The organism is Vibrio qinghaiensis (assembly GCF_002257545.1).
GTDB classification, from domain to species: domain Bacteria; phylum Pseudomonadota; class Gammaproteobacteria; order Enterobacterales; family Vibrionaceae; genus Vibrio; species Vibrio ordalii.
Map to the genome: position 1 here is coordinate 1,439,573 of NZ_CP022741.1, position 21,337 is coordinate 1,460,909.

Here is a 21,337-nt window from a genome sequence, read left to right on the forward strand (position 1 = left end):
ATCTATCTCAGCGAGTTAATTCAGTAATCACAATTGAGGCAGCATAAATGACAAAAGCAGTGAGTAAAGAAACCACCACCCCTTTTTGCAACTTTTCGTTGGTACGATAACGAATAAAAATAAAAGCAATGGCGATCAATAAAATAATGGTGATGAGTCGTGTCATAAGCCTATCCTCCAACGTAGTGTATATCATTTATAACATGCGATAAGTCAGAAAAAAGTAGAACAATCGACAACAAGCGTAAAGTTTTCACCGCTCATCCTACATTTACGTCCAACAGTGGTTAACAAACCATCAAACGGCAGTAAATTGAGATCAAAAGCACAATTTTCCTTGTCTTGAAAAACGCTTTATGTAACATATCTCGCCTTGATGGTAAGCACACTTACCATCAGTTCCGATGAAGACTGCAGGAGAGTAGCCTTAGTTTATTCAAAGTATGAGTAAACAGGCTCGCCGAAGAAGTAAATCTTTCAGGTGCTAATGCTCTCTCTTATGAGAGCTGGCGAGGACTGTAGTTGGAGGAACCTCTGGAGAGAACCGTTTAATCGGTCGCCGAAGGAGCAAACCCTATTTGGGGTGAAACTCTCAGGCAAAAGGACAGAGGAGTGGAAAGTTACAATCATATATAGGTGTGGTTTCTTCACCACCGGCCTGCTGTGATCTTTTTGTGGGATCTTTTCAGATTACTGCCCTTTCCCTCTTCTCCTTAACTGTCGTTTTATTAAGGGGAACTAATGAACAACCTGCAATCTATTCTTGAATCTATAGACAATTTTGTCTGGGGACCACCACTTCTGATTTTATTGGTCGGTACAGGCATCTATTTTACGTTTCGTCTCGGTCTTATCCAATTTCGACATTTACCTACCGCACTTAAGATGGTGTTTAGTAAAGACAAAGACGCCGGTAAACAAGGCGATGTATCAAGTTTTGCCGCCTTATGTACCGCACTTTCCGCGACGATTGGAACCGGTAATATCGTTGGCGTAGCGACAGCGATTAAGCTCGGTGGGCCAGGCGCGCTATTTTGGATGTGGTTAGCCGCGCTGTTTGGTATGGCGACCAAATACGCTGAATGTTTACTGGCAGTAAAGTATCGTCAAGTGGATGACAAAGGCCAAATGGTTGGTGGCCCGATGTATTACCTGCAATATGGCGTGGGCTCTCGAACTTTGGCGGTTTTATTCGCCCTATTTGCTATCGGCGTCGCTTGTTTCGGCATCGGTACATTCCCACAAGTTAACGCGATTTTAGATGCTACTGAAATCTCTTTTGGTGTATCACGCGAAATATCAGCAGTGGTTCTAACGCTGTTAGTCGCATTTGTCACAGTCGGTGGTATTCAATCAATTGCTAAAGTGGCTGGGAAAGTGGTACCTGCCATGGCCCTTTTTTACATCCTTGCGTGTTTGAGTGTGATCATCAGCAACAGCGATCAATTACTCACGGCCATCAGTTTAGTTATCACTTCTGCTTTCACTTCCACAGCCGCGACCGGTGGTTTCTTAGGAGCGAGCATCATGCTGGCGATTCAATCAGGGATTGCGCGCGGTGTATTTTCTAATGAATCTGGTCTTGGCAGCGCGCCAATGGCTGCGGCGGCAGCGAAAACTGACTCTTGCGTAAAACAAGGGTTGATTTCAATGACTGGTACTTTCTTTGACACCATCATTATTTGCACCATGACCGGGCTTGCGCTGATTTTAACTGGCGCATGGCAAAGTGATTTTTCTGGTGCCGCCATGACAACCTATGCATTTGCCGTGGGCTTAAATGCGCAAACTTTAGGCCCTATGATGGTCTCTATTGGTTTGATGTTTTTTGCTTTTACGACGATTTTAGGCTGGAACTATTACGGTGAGCGCTGCGTGGTGTTTTTGTTTGGCACCAAAGCAGTGATGCCTTATAAGCTGATTTTTATCGGTTTGGTGGCATCAGGTGCGTTCTTGCACCTTGATATGATTTGGATTATTGCTGATATCGTTAACGGTTTAATGGCTATCCCTAATCTGATCGGATTAATCGCATTACGCCATATTGTGCTTGAAGAGACCAAGCTGTTTTTTGAAAAACAGTCAGCACCTTTTACGCGTGATGCTCAAACCCAACATTAATCGTTTGCCAGCCGATAAGCATGTGGCAGTGCTTATCGGCAACTTTAGGTGACTAAAGAGCAACTTCTTAAGCCGCTTCATCTTCTAGTAGCAATTTCACCCCAAGCGCAACGAGCACAACACCTGTTGTCCCTTCCATCCATTTCATAAACGACGCATTCTTGAGTAAATTTTTTGCAAAGCTCAATGCGCCCGCTAAACCGCACTGCCAACACATAGCGATAACAAAATGAATGGCGGCCATCAAAAGCGATTGCAACAACGGAGAATATTCTGGGTTGATAAATTGCGGCAAAAATGCGAGATAAAATACCGCCGTTTTAGGGTTTAATACATTGGAAAGAAAGCCTTCACGCAATGAGCGCTTCAGTGTAAATTCACTGTGTGAAATGGCCGTAACCTGCATACCTTGGCTATTTTTCAGCAACGCTTTTAAGCTGGATAGTCCCAGCCAAATTAAATACGCCGCACCGATCATTTTAACCACATGAAACAGCTCGGCCGATTGTGCCAAAATCGCCGAAATACCGACGGCGGAAAAGGTCGCATGCACAAACAGCCCCATGCAAATACCCAAACTTGTTATGCTGCCGTCCGTGAACCCTGCTCGTGATGTGTTACGAATCACCAGCGCCGTATCTAGCCCTGGAGTTAGCGTTAATATAGTAATTGCGATCAGAAAGGCTTCAACGTTTTGGATATACATACCCGTCCTTGTATAAAATAAATGTCATCGTTTGCCTTTTTATACCTGAGCTCTTTTATAAAGTCTTTAACAGTTTTCACTGGATAAGAAAATAATGAAATCCCCTCAGCTTTGTCGGTTTGGGTCACGCTCTTTCACCTTGATTGACTTGGATGGCCTTGGTTAGACACTTAATGGTTGCTACACTAACTCCTCTTTTACGTCACGGAAGGCTAATTCCATGGATGTATTCAATCAATTAGTTCAACATTCTAAGAAAATTTCACATTTCAATCATTTAGCGGCTATTTGTGGCTGGGATCAAGCCGCAGTAATGCCCGCTGGCGGCGCTCAAGCGCGATCAGAAGCGATGGCGCAATTGTCCGTTCATATTCATAGTTTACATACTCAACCTCAATTGGCTGAATGGTTTGATAAAGCACAAAATGAACCATTGGACGATGAGCAAAAAGCCACACTGCGAGAACTCAAACGCCACTGGCAGCAGGCAAACGTACTGCCTGAAGCTTTGGTGCAAGCGAAATCTCTTGCTGGTTCAAAGTGTGAACATGCTTGGCGTACCCAACGCAAAAACAATGATTGGATCGGTTTTGAGAAAAACTGGGCTGAGGTGGTCACACTCTCACAGCAAGAAGCGCAGATCCGCGCTGATGCTACAGGTTTAACGCCTTATGATGCGATGCTCGATCTTTACGAACCGGGTACAACCACTCAATCATTGGACGCTGTTTTCAGCGATGTTAAAACTTGGCTGCCAACGTTAATCGATCAAGTCATAGAGAAGCAACGCGCCGAAGAGATCATCATGCCAACTGGCCATTACCCTGCTGAAAAGCAAAAGGCGTTAGGCTTAGAAGTCATGAAACTGCTTCAGTTTGATTTTGAACACGGCCGCCTTGATGAAAGCGTTCACCCTTTTTGCGGCGGTGTTCCAACCGATGTTCGGATCACCACTCGTTATAATGAGTCGGAGTTTATTCAGTCTCTAATGGGCATTGTCCATGAAACCGGCCACGCACGTTATGAGCAAGGCTTACCTAAACATCTTGCAGGTACACCAGCAGGAGAAGCGCGTTCGATGGGTATTCATGAATCTCAATCGCTCTTTTTTGAAATGCAGATGGGGCGCAGTGAACCCTTTATTGAGCACTTAGCCACCCTAGCCGCCCGCTATTTTTCAGGTAGTGAAGACAAAGTATTTGCACAAGCGAATTTCCAGAAGATCTACACTCGCGCCGAAAAAGGCTTTATTCGTGTCGATGCCGACGAGTTGACTTATCCAGCGCATGTCATTTTACGTTATGAAATTGAACGTGATTTGATCAATGGTCATATCAAACATACCGATGTGCCTGAGCTATGGGATCACAAAATGCAGGCTTACCTCGGCCTTTCTACCCAAGGAAATAACCAAAACGGCTGTATGCAAGACATCCACTGGACAGATGGCGCTTTCGGATATTTCCCAAGTTATACACTTGGTGCGATGTACGCTGCCCAGTTTATGGCAGCGATGAAGAAAACGGTGGATGTTGATGCCACCATTCGCAGTGGCGATTTATCACCAATATTTACTTGGCTTGCCGATAATATTTGGCGAAAAGGTAGCTTATTAACAACCGATGAATTGGTGAAACAAGCGACTGGGGATGTGCTTAACGCTCAATATTTCCAAGAGCACCTAAAGAATAGATACCTTTAGCGCCAAACTTAAAAAGCAGCTTAAATCGCTGCTTTTTTTACACTTAGTTAACGCTCAATAACACGCAGGAATTCATGATGAACTTTTCATCAATGCATCTTTACGCAAGCGCCATACTGTCAGTAACATCGCCAGTAATGCTAGTACGCTCATGCCAATATAAACCAAGCTAAAACCTTGTGATAATACCTGAGTGGAAACGCCGGCCTGCTCGGCACCGTGTTCAGTAACCATGACTTCGCTCGGCACTCTCAGATAAAAGAGCGCGGAACAGAACGCAACACCGAGTGCACCGCCGAGTTCTCGTCCAAAATTAAACAGTGACATGCCAATGCCGCGATCACGTGCGGGTAAGACACTTTGTACAACAACGCCTAAGGCCGGTAAGGTTAAACCAATACCTATACCCGCAAAACCCAATGCAAATTTCACCCACATATCGTAATGAACTTGCCACAATGCAGCCATAGCTAAAGCAAAACCGACGATCACTAACATCTTATAACGACCAAACTTCGCGATGAGCTTCCCACCCACATAAGCGCCAGAGGTAATACAGACCATGAAGATCACCATAATGGCACCACTTTCTGACGGAGTGAGTCCTTTTTGCCACTGAAACTGCAGCGGCAAATAAACCAAAAGCGCAAACATCAGCATTTGCGACCCCATAATAAGAACAATCGCGGTCAGATAATTCGGAAGACGTGCTAAACGCGCCGGTAAGATAGGATCACTCACTCTGCGTTCAACAACCACCAAAGCAACTAAACACGCCAGTAATGCAAACGCGCCCCAGCCAGTAGGGATAAATGAATGTGAAGAAAGTAATAACAGCAGCAAAGTCGTCGCACTCATGAGTAACGCTGCTCCCACCCAATCAAAGCGACTATCTCTGCGTTTATTGAGATGCTTCAAATAGCGGTTAACCATGTAAAGTGCCACCAACCCTAACGGTAAATTAATACCGAATACCCACCGCCAACTGAGGTAGTCAGCAAAATAGCCGCCAAGCAATGGCCCTGCAATACTGGACACCGCATAAACCGCTGAAATATAACCTTGGTACTTGCCCACTTCGCGCGCAGGAATTGAATCGGCGATAACAGTAAATGCCAGAGCTATTAAGCCTCCACCGCCAATCCCTTGAATCACACGAGCACCAATTAAACTGGGTAGATCAAAAGCAAAGGTACACAGCGCGGAACCCAACATAAAGATCACGATACTGACATTTAGCATCCGAACTCGTCCAAACAAGTCGCTCAGTTTACCGTAGACGGGCAATACCGCGGTCGATGCTAATAGATAAGCAGTAATCACCCATGTTAATGCTTGTCCTGCCGAGAGATCTTGCCCAATAAGAGCCAATGGAGTGGTAACGATGCTTTTTTCAAGCGAGCCTAGAGCGATGACTAAAGCAACACTGGCAAAAATAATTTTCGGATTAGCCGAATAAGTTGAATCGGTAGGCATGTGCCCCTCATATGAACTTGATTAGAATGCGCGACAGACACGATAACGTAATAATGCACATCCTAAAATAGGATAGAATGGGATGACTTATTGCATAAATGGCAGATTGAAGAAGCGGATATTTATTTGCTGCACCGTCAGCGACGTTTTCTCCCTGAGCGAACTCAAGCATTTATTGACTACATCATCAAGCACTGTTCGCGCTTTGCTTTCAGTTACTGGCGTGCTTGAGAATGTACACCACACAATACTGCTCAAATAAAAAACCACTTCTTGCTACTAACGAGCAAGAAGTGGTTGAAAGCGATTAAGTGACTAGATTAAAGGAAGTGGAAGGTGGCGTTGAATGAAACCGTACCAATATCGTCATCACCCAAAGTGTAATTCATGTAGCTTGCACCAACTGATATCGGTCCCATTAGGAAGTATTCCGCACCTACGCCGTACATGATGTCAATACCATCATCGACTTTGCTGCTATTCAGGTCTTTATCCCAAGAATGCAAGCCACCCTTTGCGTACACATGCAGTGGGCCAAAATCAATACTTGGCTTTATCGCAAAGTAGACTGAAGAGGCCGCGATTTCATTTGTGGCGCTGAATTCAAATTTACCATGATTAGTGTAACCTGCTTCGATGCCAATCAGAGGAAGAATACCAGTACCGGCATGAATGTTGTACGAAGTGCCGCTTTTACCATTCAAATCCGATTGGCCTGCCGATGCGCCGCCATAAATCCAAGAGTCGGCAAACGCCATTGAAGATGTACTGAACAGCGCTAGTGCGATTAAAGTCTTTTTCATGATGAACCTTCTTTATTTAATTTGGCAGTGGCCTCAAAACGGCGACCGGTTGCCACATAACATCAAATTATAGTGAACTGTTGGTTAGATGCAAATCTTATACCTAACAAGCATCAATCGCATTTTTTATACGTTTATCTGAAACTGGATAAGGAGTGCCAAGTTGCTGAGCAAATAAACTCACCCGAAGCTCTTCAATCATCCAACGGATCTCTTTAACATTTTCAGGTACTTCTGCACCACGAGGTATCTTGTTTAGTAGCGCTTTGTAATCATTGGTTACCGCTTCAATTTTCAACATGTGCAAACGATCCTTATTTGGATCAATGGGTAACTTCTCCATCCGACGTTCAATCGCACGCATGTAACGCAGAATATCCGGCAAACGCTTCCAACCGCATTCGGTGGCAAAGCCTTTAAAGATCAAACCTTCGATCTGCGCTTTGATATCCGATAACGCAAAGGCCATCGTAAAATCGATTTTCCCTTTCAGCTTTTTATTAATGTTGAATGCCGTGGTAAGAATCGTCTCCACTTGTTGGGCGATATCGACCACAGTATCGCCCAATTCAGCGCGCACAAACTCTTTCAGTGCCTCAAACTGCTCCGGCTCCCACACTAAACCGCCTTGCTGTTCAATTAACTTATCAATCCCACAAGCAATACAGTCATCAATCAGATCAAGCACTTTGCCATACGGGTTAAAGTAGAGCCCCAATTTTGACTTGTTCGGTAAATTGGTGTGCAGATATTTAATCGGTGAAGGAACGTTCAGCAAAATCAGACGCCTTTGCCCTGCTTTCATTGCATTAAGTTGTTCTTGCTCGGTCTCAAAAAGCTTAATTTCAACGCTCTCTTTGCTATCCACTAACGCTGGATACGCTTTAACCTCGAAACCGCCGCGCTTTTGTTGGTAAACTTTTGGTAATTCACCAAAGCTCCACGTATGCAAACCTTGCTGTTCAATATCATCGTCTGCCACTTGAGAGAGTGTTTCTTGTACTTTCTCTTTCAAACTCTCTTTCAACTGATATAAATCTTTATGCTCGTTGAGTTTGCGATTTTTATGATCCACCGCGCGAAAAGTGATTTTTAAATGATCCGGAACTTGCTCTAACTTCCAATCTTCACGCTTCACCTCGACGCCCGTCATGCGCCTTAACTCTTTTTCCATCGCATCCAATAAAGGCAATTCCATCGGTGTGACACGAGCTAAAAACGCATCTGCATAGTTAGGTGCCGGTACAAAGTTTTTGCGCAGTGTTTTAGGCAACGACTTGATCAGGCTGACAACCAATTCATGACGTAATCCGGGGATCTGCCAATCAAACCCTGTCGGCTCAATTTGATTGAGAATCGGCAGTGGCAAATGTACCGTGACACCGTCACTATCCACTCCAGGTTCAAATTGATAGCTGAGCTTCAGTTTAATACCGTTTTGGTGCCAAAAGTTGGGATAATCTAAATCAGTGATGTGGCTAGCATCACCTTTAAATAGCATCTCTTTTTCAAAGTTGAGTAGATCTGGAGTGGCTTTGCTGGCTTTTCGCCACCACGCATCAAAATGACGCCCAGAGACCACATCCGTTGCGACTCGCTGATCATAGAACTCGAAAAGCTGTTCATCATCAATCAAAATATCGCGGCGGCGAGACTTATGCTCAAGCTCCTCGACTTCAAGTAATAAGCGACGGTTTTGCTTGAAAAACGCATGTTTGGTTTCCCAATCACCTTCAACTAATGCGCTGCGAATGAAAATCTCACGACATAGTGGCTCGTCAATGGTGCTGTAGTTAATCAAACGTTTAGGCACAATAGGAATGCCATATAACATCACTTTTTCATAGGCCATGACGGCGGCTTGTTTTTTTGACCAATGCGGTTCGCTGTAGCTACGCTTGATCAAATGCTGCGCCAGCGGTTCCACCCATTCAGGCTGGATTTTAGCTGCAATACGCCCCCACAGTTTAGAGGTTTCCACCAATTCAGCGACCATCACCCACTTGGGTTGCTTTTTAAACAGGCCAGAAGCGGGGAAGATATTAAAGCGAGCGTTACGAGCCCCTTGGTATTCATTTTTCTCTTGGTCTTTGATACCGATGTGCGACAGTAAGCCAACCAAAATTGCACTGTGGATACTTTGGTAATTGCCCGGTTCGTCGTTCAATTTGTAATCCATTTCACGCATCGATTGGTGAATTTGGAAGTAGACATCCTGCCATTCACGTACCCGCAAATAATTGAGGTAATCTTGTTTACACTGCTTACGAAATTGGCTGCTGTTTAACGCTTTTTGCTCAGTTTGAATGTGGTTCCACAGATTCACTAGGCTCAGAAAATCGGACTCTTCATCAAAAAATCGGCGATGTTTCTCATCGGAGGCTTGCTGTTTATCTGATGGACGTTCACGCGGGTCTTGAATCGAAAGTGCAGCGGCAATCACCATTAGCTCTTTTACGCAGCCAAGCTTTGGCGCTTCGAGCACCATACGCGCCAAACGGGGATCAATCGGCAAGCGTGCTAATTTGCGCCCCATATCCGTCAACTGCTTTTTGCTGTCGTGACCGTGTTTATTGGTATCAGGAACAATCGCGCCAAGCTCTTCAAGCAAACGCACACCATCTTGAATGTTGCGTTTATCCGGCGCTTCCACAAATGGGAATGCTTCAATATCACCCAGCCCAAGTGCGGTCATTTGTAAAATAACCGAGGCTAAGTTGGTACGCAGTATTTCCGGATCGGTAAATTCTGGGCGTGAAAGAAAATCCTCTTCGGAATAGAGGCGTATGCAGATCCCTTCTTCAACACGGCCACAACGTCCTTTACGCTGATTTGCACTCGCTTGAGAAATTGGTTCAATCGGCAAACGTTGGACTTTGGTGCGGTAGCTATAACGGCTGATACGCGCCGTACCAGGGTCAATGACATATTTAATCCCCGGCACGGTAAGGGATGTTTCTGCCACGTTGGTGGCTAAAACAATGCGCCGCCCTATATGGGGCTGAAAGATTTTATTCTGCTCACCGGCGGATAATCGTGCATAAAGCGGCACAATTTCAGTATCACGCAAATTACGTTTACTGAGCGCATCGGCCGTATCACGAATTTCTCGCTCGCCATTCATGAAGATCAGAATATCGCCAAGCCCTTCAGCGCAAAGCTCATCGACGGCTTCAAAAATACCTTCCAGCTGATCGCGGTCCTCATCCTCTTCACCAAGCAGTGGTCGATAACGCGTATCGACCGGATAAGTACGACCCGACACTTCAATGATGGGCGCGCCACTAAAATGGTTAGAAAAGCGTTCAGGATCGATGGTGGCCGAAGTAATGATGACTTTGAGATCCGGACGACGCGGCAGCAGTTCTTTCAAATAACCTAAGATAAAATCGATATTTAAGCTGCGCTCATGCGCTTCATCGATAATGATGGTGTCGTACTGATTGAGAAAGCGATCATGCTGTATTTCGGCCAACAATATCCCGTCAGTCATCAATTTGATCTGAGTCTGCTCGGAAATTTGATCGTTAAAACGAACTTTATAGCCAACAAAGCCACCCAGTTCTGTTTCCATCTCTTGCGCTATTCGGCTCGCGACCGAACGCGCAGCAAGGCGACGTGGCTGAGTATGGCCAATCAGGCCATATTTACCGCGCCCAAGTTCTGCGCAAATTTTGGGTAACTGAGTCGTTTTGCCTGACCCTGTTTCACCCGCCACAATCACCACTTGGTTTTCAGCAATCGCTTTGGCGATATCATCGCGTTTTTGGCTTACGGGCAATAAATCAGGGTAGTCGATGGTAACGCGGTTGTTGAGACGCTGCTGCGCCACCATCATTGACTGAGCAATATCGAGCGCAATTTGATCAAAAACGGCATGTTTGGCTTGCTCATTTTTTATTTTGCTCGCACCAGAGATGCGTTTACTCAGACGAAAACGATCACGCATCATGCATTCTTTCAATGCATTGCGCAGAGATGCCGCACTGTTGCTGCTAGCGTTCATTGACTTGTGTTGATTGGGCTGTGACGAGGTCAAAGCATTTCCTATTCATTTCATTACATAAAACTGAGCGGATTGTAGCATAATCAACGCACCTGCAATCAGTTATCCTTTCACAAACGGCGAGCATTTATTCGCTTCCTCCTCGATTCCGGTATGTTTTGCCATCGTTCGTATGATTAAGCGATTTAAAATTGGGCAATCGGATCAGGATTTCTTATGTTTATAAGAAAATCGCCGCTACAATAGCGACATGATTACTGAAACGATAAAACTGTGAAAGCATCTGAACTGAAACACATACTCGATTCACTACCCGATAACACAGATCCAGAATTGGTGATGGGTGAGGCTTGGTTACCTGAACGTCTTATTGACACACAATTGGACGGCCATTTTCTGTTTCTGGAGTTTGATAATGCGCCCGAAGAAGGTGAAGGAGAGGAAGAAGGTCGCGGTTTTGTTGAACATGAGATTGCCATGATACGGCGACGCTTTGAAGAAATTTTGCTAGAAAAAGCGGACAATAAATCCAAAGCCGATGCCATGTTAGCACTTTTCCTGATGGGGCATGAATACTCAAGTTCAGAAGTCATTGAAATACTAGAAGACCCTAGCGTTCCTCAAGATCCGAATGATATTTATCACGAGAACGATGAAGATGAATCTCGTGATATTTAGAATCTCACTTTATTCTGACTTGTGTTTTGCTCAATACGCCACTATTTAAACAATAATGACTCGAAATTTTCAGTAGGTTTTTTTATGTTTAATGCCATTACATCGCTATTCAAGCAACTCTTGGACGGAGAAGATTTAGGCCAGCGTTCCAACACTAACCCCAACCTAGCGATTGCTTGTTTGCTCAGAGAAGTGGCAGGAGCCGATCATCAAATTGACACACGAGAAAATGACGCTAAGTTTCAATTAGTTAAACGACTATTAGCGTTAGATGATACAGAAACCACGGAACTGCTCATTCGGGCAGAACAAAGCGTCAAACAGTCAGCTTCATTGTATGATTTCACTTCACAATTACGCGAGCTCTCGCAAGATACGCGATATGAACTTATCAAGGCGATGTGGCAAGTGGCGCACGCGGACGGTGAGATAGACCCACTCGAAGAGGCGGTGATCCGCAAAGCGGCAGAATTATTGTATCTCGACCACAGTGAATTTATCCGCGCTAAACTTTCCGCTCAAAAATAGAACGGATTACAACATCGTTAACGCCAATTTCGCAAGGTTGTAGGCATCAACATAAGCGGAGTGCTGTCGCCCTTCCCACTCAATACCTTGCGCTTCTTGTGCGGCGCGGTGACCAATACGTTTTTCTTTCATTCTCTGCTGAATACGGTAGAGCGTTGCTAGGTTGATGAACTCGCTAAAAGGCATAACGATCCCCTTCTGCTCACACTCTTTAGCTAAAATTTGGTCATCACGCCCCCACGAAACATAAATCTTATTTGGGCCGCCAAAGTTCTTAACCATTGATTGAATGACACCTGCGAGTGGTCGCCCCTGTTTTTCAATCTTACGCGGAGTTATCCCGGTTAACTCACTACAAAACAGCGAAATTTCGTCTTGCTCTGGCCTGACATAATATTGAGCACGCTTCACAATCGTGCCCAACTGCACATCAATTTCAGCTAAACCCACTTCAATGATTTCACCCGTTGTCCCAACCCCATTTTCATTCCAGCAGCACATTTCTAAATCGAAGCAGACAACTCGGTTATAGTTCATTGTTCAGGCGTATCCTTTAAATATAAGTAGTCGAAGAACGTTATCTTACTCGACTCCTCTCAAAAACTCGACTCTCGCCCTTTCGTTCGGACAGTTATTGGGCGATTGAAACTCGGTTGCGACCATTTTCTTTGCTTTCGTATAACTTGCTGTCTGCCAAATGTAATAAAGACTCTTCATCGTAAGTATGATTGATCGCCGCCCCAATACTGAGCGTACAATACAGCACTTCATCCATGAACTCATATCCGGTTGATTCAACAGCCGCTCGTAACGTTTCTAGATAACACTGCAAAGGTTGAAGTTCTGACAATTCACAAATAATGCAAAATTCGTCCCCACCTAACCGAGCTAAAACATCATTATTTCCCATATGACGTGAAATAACTGTTGAGATATGCATTAGCATCTCATCGCCTGCAATGTGGCTATGGTTGTCGTTGATCAGCTTAAAATCATCAACATCAAACATTACCAACGAAAAAGCTTTTTTCTGTAAGACGCCCTCTTGCAGTAAACGTCCGAATGCACGTCGGTTATACAATCCAGTCAAACTATCGTGGTCCGCTAAAAAACGCAGTTCTTCAGTACGTTCTTCTAGCATCTCGCTAAGATGAACTTTTTCTCTCATCAACAAATAGACAACATAACCTAACAAGATCGAAATAATTAAACCACCGACGCTGAGCGCCACTAAAATCCAATGTATGTTTGTCGCCATTGGTTCTGATAACTTGAAATCAATTTGCCAATCTCGGTTAGGCAGAGATAAGCGTTTCTCTCTTTCTATGCCTTTGATTGAATCCCAACCCGGGCTTTGGAACAGAATCGGTTCATTTGTTGCACCAAAGCCAAGATCGGTGACTTTCATATACAATCGCTGGTCAGGCGCCGTGCGACTCACCAATCCCTCAAAATAAGTAGAGAGTCGAATAACACCCACTACTACACCCATCATTTCCTGTTTGTTGTAGTTAAAAACAGGATGATACACCAATAATCCATCCTTTTTGTGGTGTGCTTCTATGCCATCTTGCGACAGACGAACCTTATCGGATATGGCCGGTAGCCCCGTCGTCTCTATATGCTCAATAACCCTTTGAAAGCGAGGGCGTAGTGAATAAAAACCGAGCAATTCAAGGTTGCTTTTAGTTTGAGGATAAATATCACTCAAAATATAAATGGGCTGTTCATTCTCTTCAGAAAACCCAATCACCTTTTGACCCACTTTAGGTATTGTAAATAACTCAAATTGAGGCAAACGATCTCTCATTAAGGTTACAAATCCATCAATCTCATCTTTTGTTACTCTTGGCATCCACTGTAGACTAATCAAGCTATTGGAATGGTCTAACACATTATGCGCAAATACACTAAATTCTTGAGTACTTCTCCCCTCGGTTGCGTGTAAAAAATTTGCAGCAGAGCCAATAAAATTGACGTCATCTTCAACTAAAGCATTTAGTATGCTTGCTTGATGCTCGGCGTGGCTATCAAATAACATAACAATATGATTTTTTTGACTAAGGTAGATTAAAGAGATAACTGACGCTGTCATCATTAAAGTAATAAACATAATACATAAGGGATAAATCAACTTTTTGTCGATCTCGAACATAGCAGCCTCTCCGTGGCTCAAATGACTCTTATAAAAGTAGGCAAATCAGCAGCCATTCACCAATTTATTAACCAATTAATCTTAAAGTTGAACCAGAATAGAGAATTAATGATTGACACTGCTCAAAACGCAAGCAATCACGTTAACTTAAACGTGATGATGCGGACTTTCTATCCTGTATTCGCCTTGAATATGATAAGCTGCGCCCCTATTTTTAAGTCTATTCACCGTAGGCTCACGAGAATTCCCATGCCTACTTCATTGTGTAAAGAGAATTGTGATGAACTTCGATTTAAATATGATCCCTACCACCTTTGATATGCTGCATGCTGGGCTCAGTGCATCAAGCCTTTTGCTACTTCTCATTGTGGTATCACGCAAATCAAAAGTCGTTGAGAAAGTTGTTGAAAAACCTGTCGAGAAAATTGTCGAAGTCGAAAAGCCGGTTGAAACGATTGTTGAAGTCGAAAAAATCGTAGAAGTAGAAAAAGTGATTGAGCGCGTAGTTGAAGTCGAATCTAAATTAGCGACAGCGCCAACCGATTCCGCCCTACAACTTTTGTCGTTAATGCAGCAAGAAGCTCGTCTGATTGACTTCTTAAATGAAGATGTCACCGCCTTTTCGGATGAAGAAGTCGGAGCCGCGGCGCGCGTGATCCACGCCGGTGGTAAAAAAGTCCTACAAGATTACATTCAGCTCACGCCCATTCGCGGCGAAGATGAAGAGAGCCGAATTACCATTGAAGCCGGTTTCAACCCGCAAGAAGTTCGCTTAACGGGTAATGTGACAGGTTCAGCACCCTTTAATGGCACCTTAGTCCATAAAGGCTGGAAAGCAACAGCTATCACTTTGCCTAAATTGGCTGAACAGTATGATGCTTCAATCATCGCCCCTGCCGAGGTTGAATTGTAATGGAACAGACTGCGCCAAAATTTAGTATTGGTATTGACTTAGGCACAACACATTGCGTGCTCTCTTATGTTGATACACAGGATGAAAACGCTCGCGTTTCAGTAATGAGCATCCCTCAACTTACCGCGCCCGGTACGGTTGAAAGCCGTCATCAATTAGGCTCGTTTTTATACCAGCCTCATGAACATGAGATGAGCCCTGCCGCACGCGTTTTGCCTTGGTCGGCCGAGCCAAAAGCCTTAGTCGGAGCCATTGCGCGCAACCTTGGCAGTAAGACACCGATTCGTTTAGTCGCCAGTGCCAAATCATGGCTATGTCATGGTGGCGTCAATCGACGTGATGCATTTTTACCCGTGGGTAGCAGCGATGAAGTGGAAAAGATCTCGCCATTAAAAGCCACTGAGTGCTATCTAGAGCATTTAAAAAGCGCTTGGGATCACGCTCACCCTGACTTCCCCTTAGCTACACAAGATGTCACGTTAACAGTACCCGCTTCATTTGATCCAGCCGCCCGAGATTTAACCGCTGAAGCAGCACGTAACGTTGGTTTTGAGCAATTAACGCTGCTTGAAGAGCCACAAGCGGCTTTATACAGTTGGATAGATAATAGCCTCGATGCGTGGCGCGATGAAGTCAAGGTGGGTGACATTGTTCTTGTGGTTGATATTGGTGGGGGAACCACTGATTTATCCTTAGTGGAAGTGACTGAAGACGCTGGTAACTTAACGCTCAATCGGATTGCGGTTGGTGAGCACATCTTACTCGGCGGCGACAACATGGACCTTGCCCTTGCTTACCGTTTAAAAATGAAATTGGCGCAAGAAGGTAAAGAATTAGCCCCTTGGCAAGTACAAGCGATGACGCACGCTTGCCGAGATGCCAAAGAGGCGCTTCTGAATGACAGTGCCCTACATTCCGTACCGATTGTGGTACCAAGTCGCGGTTCAAAACTGCTCGGTACAACGCTTAAAACCGAATTGACTCAACAAGAAGTGCAACAAACCTTGGTCGATGGTTTTTTCCCACAAGTGAATATCACAGATCATCCGATGCAAAAAGCACGTGGCGCATTAACGCAAATGGGCCTTCCCTACGCGCAAGACGCTGGAATTACCCGCCATATCGCCGCGTTCTTGGCAAAACAAGCCCATGCAATGGGTGGTGAAATATCCGCTCTGGAGACATCCGCTCTGAATGATAATCCATTTGCTGGCATGCCCGGTATGGGCGAAGCTCCGGAGATGGATTTTATCAAACCGACCGCCATCTTACTAAACGGTGGCGTGTTAAAATCCGATTTATTAGCAAACCGTCTTCTCAGCACTATTAATGCTTGGTTGAGCACTGTGAGAGCACCACAGATGAAGCGCTTAACAGGCTTAGACCTTGATTTAGCCGTCGCCTGTGGCGCCGCGTATTACGGCGCAGTTCGTCGTGGACAAGGTGTGCGTATTCGCGGTGGTATAGCCTCGAGTTATTACGTCGGTATTGAAAGTGCTATGCCTGCCATTCCGGGGATCGCACCACCGATGGAAGCCTTGTGCGTCGCTCCATTTGGCATGGAAGAAGGAAGCAGTGTCCGCGTACCGAGCCAAGAGTTTGGATTGGTCATTGGTGAGCCTGTACATTTTCAATTCTTTGGTTCAACAATACGCCGCGATGACGAAGCTGGCATGCACTTAGATTATTGGGCTCCAGAAGAACTTGTAGAGCTGCCCGAGATCCACGTCACCTTGCCGGTTTCTGAAGGACGTCGACAAGGCGAAGTCGTTCCGGTTCACTTAGCCTCAACGATCACAGAGCTCGGGACGCTTCACTTAGAAGCCATTGCGACCGACAACGGCCAAACATGGCACGTTGAGTTCGATGTGCGTGAAGATCCTCAAGTCACTCAATAATCCCCACACGGCATCTTCGGATGCCGTTTTTGACATTCAGGAGCCTCTATGTCTTCTCCTCGCTTTCTCGTCGGTATCGATTTAGGCACCACCAATACTGTGGTGGCATTTTGTGAAATCACCGAATCGTTAGAAGACTCACCCGTGCATCTTTTTGAGGTCGACCAATTAATTGGCCCCGGTGAAGTGGTTCGAAAACCACTCCTTCCATCATTTCGTTATCACCCGGCCGACGGGCAGATCGCACCTGATGCCCTATCGCTCCCTTGGCAAATTGAACCGGTTATGGGCGATAGCAAAGAGATAATTATTGGCCAATGGGCAAGAGATTTAGGTGCAAAAGTAGAAGGGCGACAAGTATCCAGCGCGAAAAGTTGGCTCTCCCACCCAGGGGTTGATCGCAAGCAAGCCATCTTACCATGGGCAGGCGCTCACGATGTGGCGAAAGTTTCCCCTGTCATTGCCAGTGCCAGTTATCTCAATCACATCCGGCAAGCATGGAACTACCGTCATCCAAGTCATCGACTTGAAGATCAAAATGTCATTATCACCGTACCGGCGTCATTTGATGAAACGGCTCGTAAGCTCACCATCGAAGCTGCAACACTGGCTGGCTTAAGCTCAATTGTACTACTTGAAGAGCCACAAGCCGTTTGCTATGACTGGTACGCACGTCACCGCCATTGTGCCTCACAGCAACTACAGTCACTCCCTTTGATCTTGGTTTGTGATGTGGGTGGTGGTACGACAGACCTCAGTTTAATTGAAGCGAAACACAGCGCAGACAACCAACTCTCCCTTGACCGAATTGGCGTGGGTGATCACTTAATGCTCGGAGGTGACAACCTTGATTTAGCATTGGCTCATCTAGCTGAACAGCGCTTTGACGGTTCGAAAAAATTAACCGCCGCCAGTTTGAGCAAACTAATTCAGCAAACTCGCCAAGTCAAAGAGCAACTCTTATCAAACCAAGCCCCAGAGCAGCTAAAAATTACGCTCCTTGGCAGTGGTTCAAAGCTATTAGGCGCAGCAAAAAGCATTTCCCTGACGAAACAAGAGGTGCATGACATTGCACTTGAAGGCTTTTTCCCACTTTGCTCGGTACAAGAACGTCCAAATAAACGCCGCAGTGCAGTGGTGGAATTTGGCTTGCCCTACGCAGCCGACCCTGCCGTGAGTAAACACATTGCTGAATTTTTAGCTGAACACCAAGCCGTTTCTCGCCTTGCGCTCAAGCAAGAGTCAAACGCAACGGCCATTCCAGTTGGATTACTACTTAATGGCGGCGTATTTAATAGTGAGCTTATCACAAAGCGCATCACTCAATTATTGACCGATTGGCGAGGTTCACCGATCACCCTGCTTGATAATCCTCATCCTGATTGGGCAGTCGCACTCGGTGCTGTTGCCTATGGTAAAGCTCGCCAAGGTGCACAGCTTAAAATCGGCGGCGGATCGGCACGCTCTTATTTTTTACACCTGCCTGAAAAAAACAGTGCCGGACATGCTCTGTGTGTCTTGGCTAAAGGCACCGAAGAAGGACAAGAGATACGCTTAACCAGCCGCCGATTTTCACTGACGTTAGGTGAACCCGTACGCTTCAACATCCTGACCTCAACCCACGATATGTTTGCTGATCGTCGTGTTCAAAATGGGCTGTTATCGACCGTTGAACATGAACTTTTTACGCCACTGCCTCCCTATATAACAGCGTTAAAAGGAAATGATGATGCTCTACTGCATGCTAACCAAAAGCAACGAGTGGAAGTTCAACTGGCTTGTCAATTAACGGAAGTCGGCACGCTCAAGATTGAATGTGTCAGTGTTGAGGACGAAAAAAACCGATGGCAACTTGAGTTTGAAGTTCGCAAGCACAGTGAGTCAGACAGTGAAATCCAACGTCATCCTCGCTTGTCAGAGGCGATTTCGCTCATCACACACCTTTATAGTGGCAATAAAAAAGCCTCTGATAACCAAGCCATAAAAACGCTTGGCAAAGATTTAGATAAGCTTTTAGGGCCACGTGATGAATGGGATTTCACCACGCTAAGACCGCTCTTTGATGCATTTTCTCAAGGCCGTAAACGTCGACGTCGCTCAGAGCAACACGAGAAAAACTGGTTGCGTCTGGCTGGATTTACCCTTCGGCCAGGATTTGGCGACCCAACCGATCCTTGGCGTATGGAACAGATGTGGAATCTGTATCAACAAGGTATTCAATTCCAAAATCATCAAGGTTGGAGCGATTGGTGGGTATTTTGGCGGCGTGTTGCTGGCGGACTGAGGCAGGAGCAACAAGAAACGATTCTAGCGGATATCGCTAAATATCTTCACCCGAGCGCAATCAAAAATCCAAAATCAGCTCAAGAAGCACACGACAAAGGGTACGAAGCAATGGTGCGGCTTGCCGCTTCGCTGGAACATCTAGAAGTGGAAGATAAAGTATTACTTGCCACGTGGTTTTTGAATAAAGCGATTAATCAAACTCAATGTGAACAAGCACACTGGTGGGCCGTTGGGCGGTTAGCCTCTCGGACGCTGCTGTATGGTAGTCAACATTCAGTAATCCCAAGAGCGCAAGTGGAACAATGGTTACCGAAGTTGCTTGATCAAAACTGGCACAAAGAACCGATGATTGCCTTTGCCGCGGTAATGATGTGTCGCAAGACAGGAGATCGTCTTTTTGATATTAGCGATGATGTTCGTCAGCTCGTTTTAGCCAAGTTAAAGCAGAGTAAAGTTCCAGAAACTTGGTTTACTTTGGTTAATGAAGTGCATGACCTGTCTGACACAGAATCCAAACGTGTCTTCGGTGATACTCTGCCAAGTGGGTTGATACTGCTTAAAAAATGAATCGACCTAATTTGACCACTCTCGTTGCTATGATCACGAGAGCGGTCAAAGATAACGCTGAATGTAGATTACAATTTCCTAAAAATCGCTTCACAATCCGTTTGCTGCATGTATTTTGGCGCAGGATAATTCCAAAATGCTTCACGAAAAGCTTGTTTGGCCAATTCTGGAATATGCTCTGGCATGACCCCCTGTAACTGTTTAGGGATATGCAGTGTGTGATTGAGCTCTTTTACATACCCAATGAAGGCGTCCGCTTTCATTGAATCGGTCAAATGTGGATCGGTTATTTTGAGTACGTCGGCCAGTTTAGCCAGCTTATCTTTCGCCGCCTCTTTGGAGTATTCCAATACATGTGGCAACACAACCGCATTCGCTAAGCCATGCGGGAAATGGTATTTCGCCCCAACGGCATGGGCGATGGCATGTGTATACCCTAAGCTGGCTTTGGTAAAAGCAAGTCCAGCGTAGTAAGAAGCCAATGCCATATTTTGTCTCGCCGTCAAATTTTGGCCAAAGAACGCCGCTTTTTCCAAGTTATCGTGGATCAATTTAACCGCAGCGATGGCATAGCGATCAGTCTCTGGCGTGGCATTACGTGATATAAAGGCTTCCACTGCATGCGTAAGTGCATCCAACCCCGTTTGCGCAGTAATATGAGTAGGCAGGGCCATCATCAGCATCGGATCTAACGCTGCAATAAGTGGCACAAGTTTCGGGTCAGTAATCGGTGTTTTTTGCTGAGTTTGAGGGTCAGAAACCACCGCAATGACGGTCACTTCAGAGCCCGTTCCTGCCGTAGTTGGGATCACAAACAGCGGCGCAGGTGTTTTCCATACTTTTAACAGCCCCACTAAACGTTTGATCGACTTACGGTTAGTAGCACAAGCGGCGATCACTTTTGCACAATCGATTGAAGAGCCGCCACCAATAGCGACAACGCCTTGGCACTTCTCCAATCGATACTGATGGAGGCCGGCTTCAACTTGATCATAAGTGGGATCAGGCAATACATGGTTAAACACCACACAACGGACACCAACACGCTCAAACTCAAAGGTGAGTTTTTTTACATAACCAAGCTTTTCAATGCCTTGGTCTGTTACGACAAGCACGCGTTCAATACCCATCAAAGAAACCGAATAACAGAGTTGCTTGAGCGATTCTTTACCAATAAACAAGGTTGGCTTGGAGATGGGTAGAATCGCTGCGGCCAATTTGAGCACTTTCATGTATAGCTTATGCTGCCACTGCTGGTACTTGATCTCCATGATTGGTCTCGAGTTGTGAAGTTCTATTAGCTAGACTAGGCAATACAACGAGTTATCTCTACCTAGAAAGTCAAATTTTGCAAGATAAGGCAAATAATCGCTGATCATTATTAGATTTAACGCCAACTTAAGCTCGCATTTTAATGCAAACCTTGTAAAATCCACCTCGCTCACTTTTTATACTTATAATTGAAATCATTAGCTGAGTACTCTGCACATAATTTTAT

At 45.3% G+C, this 21,337-nt stretch carries 15 protein-coding genes, 1 pseudogene and 1 riboswitch; of the genes and pseudogenes, 8 read left to right on the forward strand and 8 right to left on the reverse strand.

All coding sequences use genetic code 11. The features are described 5' to 3' along the window. Positions 1-7: 7 nt before the first annotated feature. On the reverse strand, positions 8-166 hold the full coding sequence (locus CCZ37_RS19025; protein ID WP_010319274.1) for a hypothetical protein: 159 nt from the start codon (positions 164-166) through the stop codon (positions 8-10). A gap of 358 nt (positions 167-524) precedes the next feature. After that, positions 525-618: riboswitch (glycine riboswitch) on the forward strand. Between the two features lie 123 nt (positions 619-741). On the opposite strand from CCZ37_RS19025, the gene CCZ37_RS06645 reads away from it, so the two are divergent. After that, positions 742-2,121, forward strand: a complete 1,380-nt coding sequence (locus CCZ37_RS06645) for an alanine/glycine:cation symporter family protein (RefSeq protein ID WP_017042489.1) — start codon at positions 742-744, stop codon at positions 2,119-2,121. A gap of 67 nt (positions 2,122-2,188) precedes the next feature. Here the strand turns inward: CCZ37_RS06645 and CCZ37_RS06650 are convergent, their stop codons facing one another. After that, positions 2,189-2,827: a LysE family translocator gene (locus CCZ37_RS06650; protein ID WP_017044740.1), complete on the reverse strand. Its 639-nt coding sequence runs from the start codon at positions 2,825-2,827 to the stop codon at positions 2,189-2,191. A 220-nt stretch (positions 2,828-3,047) separates the two neighbouring features. Here CCZ37_RS06650 and CCZ37_RS06655 point away from each other — a divergent pair, with 220 nt between their 5' ends. Then, the gene (locus CCZ37_RS06655) at positions 3,048-4,529 is read left to right on the forward strand and encodes a carboxypeptidase M32 (protein WP_094500084.1); all 1,482 of its coding nucleotides are present in this window, start codon (positions 3,048-3,050) and stop codon (positions 4,527-4,529) included. 72 nt (positions 4,530-4,601) lie between these two features. Here the strand turns inward: CCZ37_RS06655 and CCZ37_RS06660 are convergent, their stop codons facing one another. Next, a complete protein-coding gene (locus tag CCZ37_RS06660) occupies positions 4,602-6,005 on the reverse strand; it encodes an MDR family MFS transporter (protein ID WP_094500085.1) in 1,404 nt (467 codons plus the stop codon). Between the two features lie 84 nt (positions 6,006-6,089). Between CCZ37_RS06660 and CCZ37_RS06665 the strand changes: the two are divergent. After that, positions 6,090-6,236, forward strand: a pseudogene (locus CCZ37_RS06665) (LysR family transcriptional regulator); the annotation flags it as partial. An 89-nt stretch (positions 6,237-6,325) separates the two neighbouring features. Here CCZ37_RS06665 and CCZ37_RS06670 read toward each other — a convergent pair. Continuing rightward, positions 6,326-6,808, reverse strand: coding sequence for an outer membrane beta-barrel protein (locus CCZ37_RS06670; RefSeq protein ID WP_010319278.1), 483 nt, complete (start codon positions 6,806-6,808; stop codon positions 6,326-6,328). 103 nt (positions 6,809-6,911) lie between these two features. Continuing rightward, a complete protein-coding gene (hrpA, locus tag CCZ37_RS06675; protein WP_094500087.1) occupies positions 6,912-10,847 on the reverse strand; it encodes an ATP-dependent RNA helicase HrpA in 3,936 nt (1,311 codons plus the stop codon). Positions 10,848-11,087: 240 nt separating this feature from the next. Between hrpA and CCZ37_RS06680 the strand changes: the two genes are divergently transcribed. Next, the gene (locus tag CCZ37_RS06680) at positions 11,088-11,492 is read left to right on the forward strand and encodes a VC1380 family protein (protein ID WP_094500088.1); all 405 of its coding nucleotides are present in this window, start codon (positions 11,088-11,090) and stop codon (positions 11,490-11,492) included. Positions 11,493-11,576: 84 nt separating this feature from the next. Next, a complete protein-coding gene (locus CCZ37_RS06685; protein ID WP_167372392.1) occupies positions 11,577-12,020 on the forward strand; it encodes a tellurite resistance TerB family protein in 444 nt (147 codons plus the stop codon). A gap of 6 nt (positions 12,021-12,026) precedes the next feature. On the opposite strand, the gene CCZ37_RS06690 is transcribed toward CCZ37_RS06685, so the two are convergent. Both CCZ37_RS06690 and CCZ37_RS06695 read right to left on the reverse strand, forming a co-directional pair. After that, entirely contained in the window at positions 12,027-12,557 is a 531-nt protein-coding gene (locus tag CCZ37_RS06690; RefSeq protein WP_013856806.1) for a 3'-5' exonuclease, read from the reverse strand. A 94-nt stretch (positions 12,558-12,651) separates the two neighbouring features. Beyond that, positions 12,652-14,175, reverse strand: a complete 1,524-nt coding sequence (locus CCZ37_RS06695; RefSeq protein WP_094500090.1) for a sensor domain-containing diguanylate cyclase — start codon at positions 14,173-14,175, stop codon at positions 12,652-12,654. 280 nt (positions 14,176-14,455) lie between these two features. Between CCZ37_RS06695 and CCZ37_RS06700 the strand changes: the two genes are divergently transcribed. From CCZ37_RS06700 to CCZ37_RS06710, 3 genes are read left to right on the forward strand one after another with little or no spacing between them, the layout of a single operon-like run. After that, a complete protein-coding gene (locus CCZ37_RS06700) occupies positions 14,456-15,088 on the forward strand; it encodes a DUF2760 domain-containing protein (RefSeq protein ID WP_026028849.1) in 633 nt (210 codons plus the stop codon). Beyond that, complete coding sequence (locus tag CCZ37_RS06705) at positions 15,088-16,986, forward strand: Hsp70 family protein (RefSeq protein ID WP_094500091.1); 1,899 nt, start codon at positions 15,088-15,090, stop codon at positions 16,984-16,986. Before CCZ37_RS06700 ends, CCZ37_RS06705 begins: the two co-directional genes overlap by 1 nt. 48 nt (positions 16,987-17,034) lie before the next feature. Continuing rightward, on the forward strand, positions 17,035-19,839 hold the full coding sequence (locus CCZ37_RS06710; RefSeq protein WP_094500092.1) for an Hsp70 family protein: 2,805 nt from the start codon (positions 17,035-17,037) through the stop codon (positions 19,837-19,839). Positions 19,840-19,907: 68 nt separating this feature from the next. On the opposite strand, the gene CCZ37_RS06715 is transcribed toward CCZ37_RS06710, so the two are convergent. Next, entirely contained in the window at positions 19,908-21,110 is a 1,203-nt protein-coding gene (locus CCZ37_RS06715) for an iron-containing alcohol dehydrogenase (RefSeq protein WP_094500093.1), read from the reverse strand. Positions 21,111-21,337: the final 227 nt, after the last annotated feature.

What these genes read in the sequence shown, in the direction of transcription:
- CCZ37_RS19025 (WP_010319274.1), bottom strand. Translation starts at nt 166, where the DNA reads ATGACACGACTCATCACCATTATTTTATTGATCGCCATTGCTTTTATT.
- CCZ37_RS06645 (WP_017042489.1), top strand. Translation starts at nt 742, where the DNA reads ATGAACAACCTGCAATCTATTCTTGAATCTATAGACAATTTTGTCTGG.
- CCZ37_RS06650 (WP_017044740.1), bottom strand. Translation starts at nt 2,827, where the DNA reads ATGTATATCCAAAACGTTGAAGCCTTTCTGATCGCAATTACTATATTA.
- CCZ37_RS06655 (WP_094500084.1), top strand. Translation starts at nt 3,048, where the DNA reads ATGGATGTATTCAATCAATTAGTTCAACATTCTAAGAAAATTTCACAT.
- CCZ37_RS06660 (WP_094500085.1), bottom strand. Translation starts at nt 6,005, where the DNA reads ATGCCTACCGATTCAACTTATTCGGCTAATCCGAAAATTATTTTTGCC.
- CCZ37_RS06670 (WP_010319278.1), bottom strand. Translation starts at nt 6,808, where the DNA reads ATGAAAAAGACTTTAATCGCACTAGCGCTGTTCAGTACATCTTCAATG.
- CCZ37_RS06685 (WP_167372392.1), top strand. Translation starts at nt 11,577, where the DNA reads ATGTTTAATGCCATTACATCGCTATTCAAGCAACTCTTGGACGGAGAA.
- CCZ37_RS06690 (WP_013856806.1), bottom strand. Translation starts at nt 12,557, where the DNA reads ATGAACTATAACCGAGTTGTCTGCTTCGATTTAGAAATGTGCTGCTGG.
- CCZ37_RS06695 (WP_094500090.1), bottom strand. Translation starts at nt 14,175, where the DNA reads ATGTTCGAGATCGACAAAAAGTTGATTTATCCCTTATGTATTATGTTT.
- CCZ37_RS06700 (WP_026028849.1), top strand. Translation starts at nt 14,456, where the DNA reads ATGAACTTCGATTTAAATATGATCCCTACCACCTTTGATATGCTGCAT.
- CCZ37_RS06705 (WP_094500091.1), top strand. Translation starts at nt 15,088, where the DNA reads ATGGAACAGACTGCGCCAAAATTTAGTATTGGTATTGACTTAGGCACA.
- CCZ37_RS06710 (WP_094500092.1), top strand. Translation starts at nt 17,035, where the DNA reads ATGTCTTCTCCTCGCTTTCTCGTCGGTATCGATTTAGGCACCACCAAT.
- CCZ37_RS06715 (WP_094500093.1), bottom strand. Translation starts at nt 21,110, where the DNA reads ATGGAGATCAAGTACCAGCAGTGGCAGCATAAGCTATACATGAAAGTG.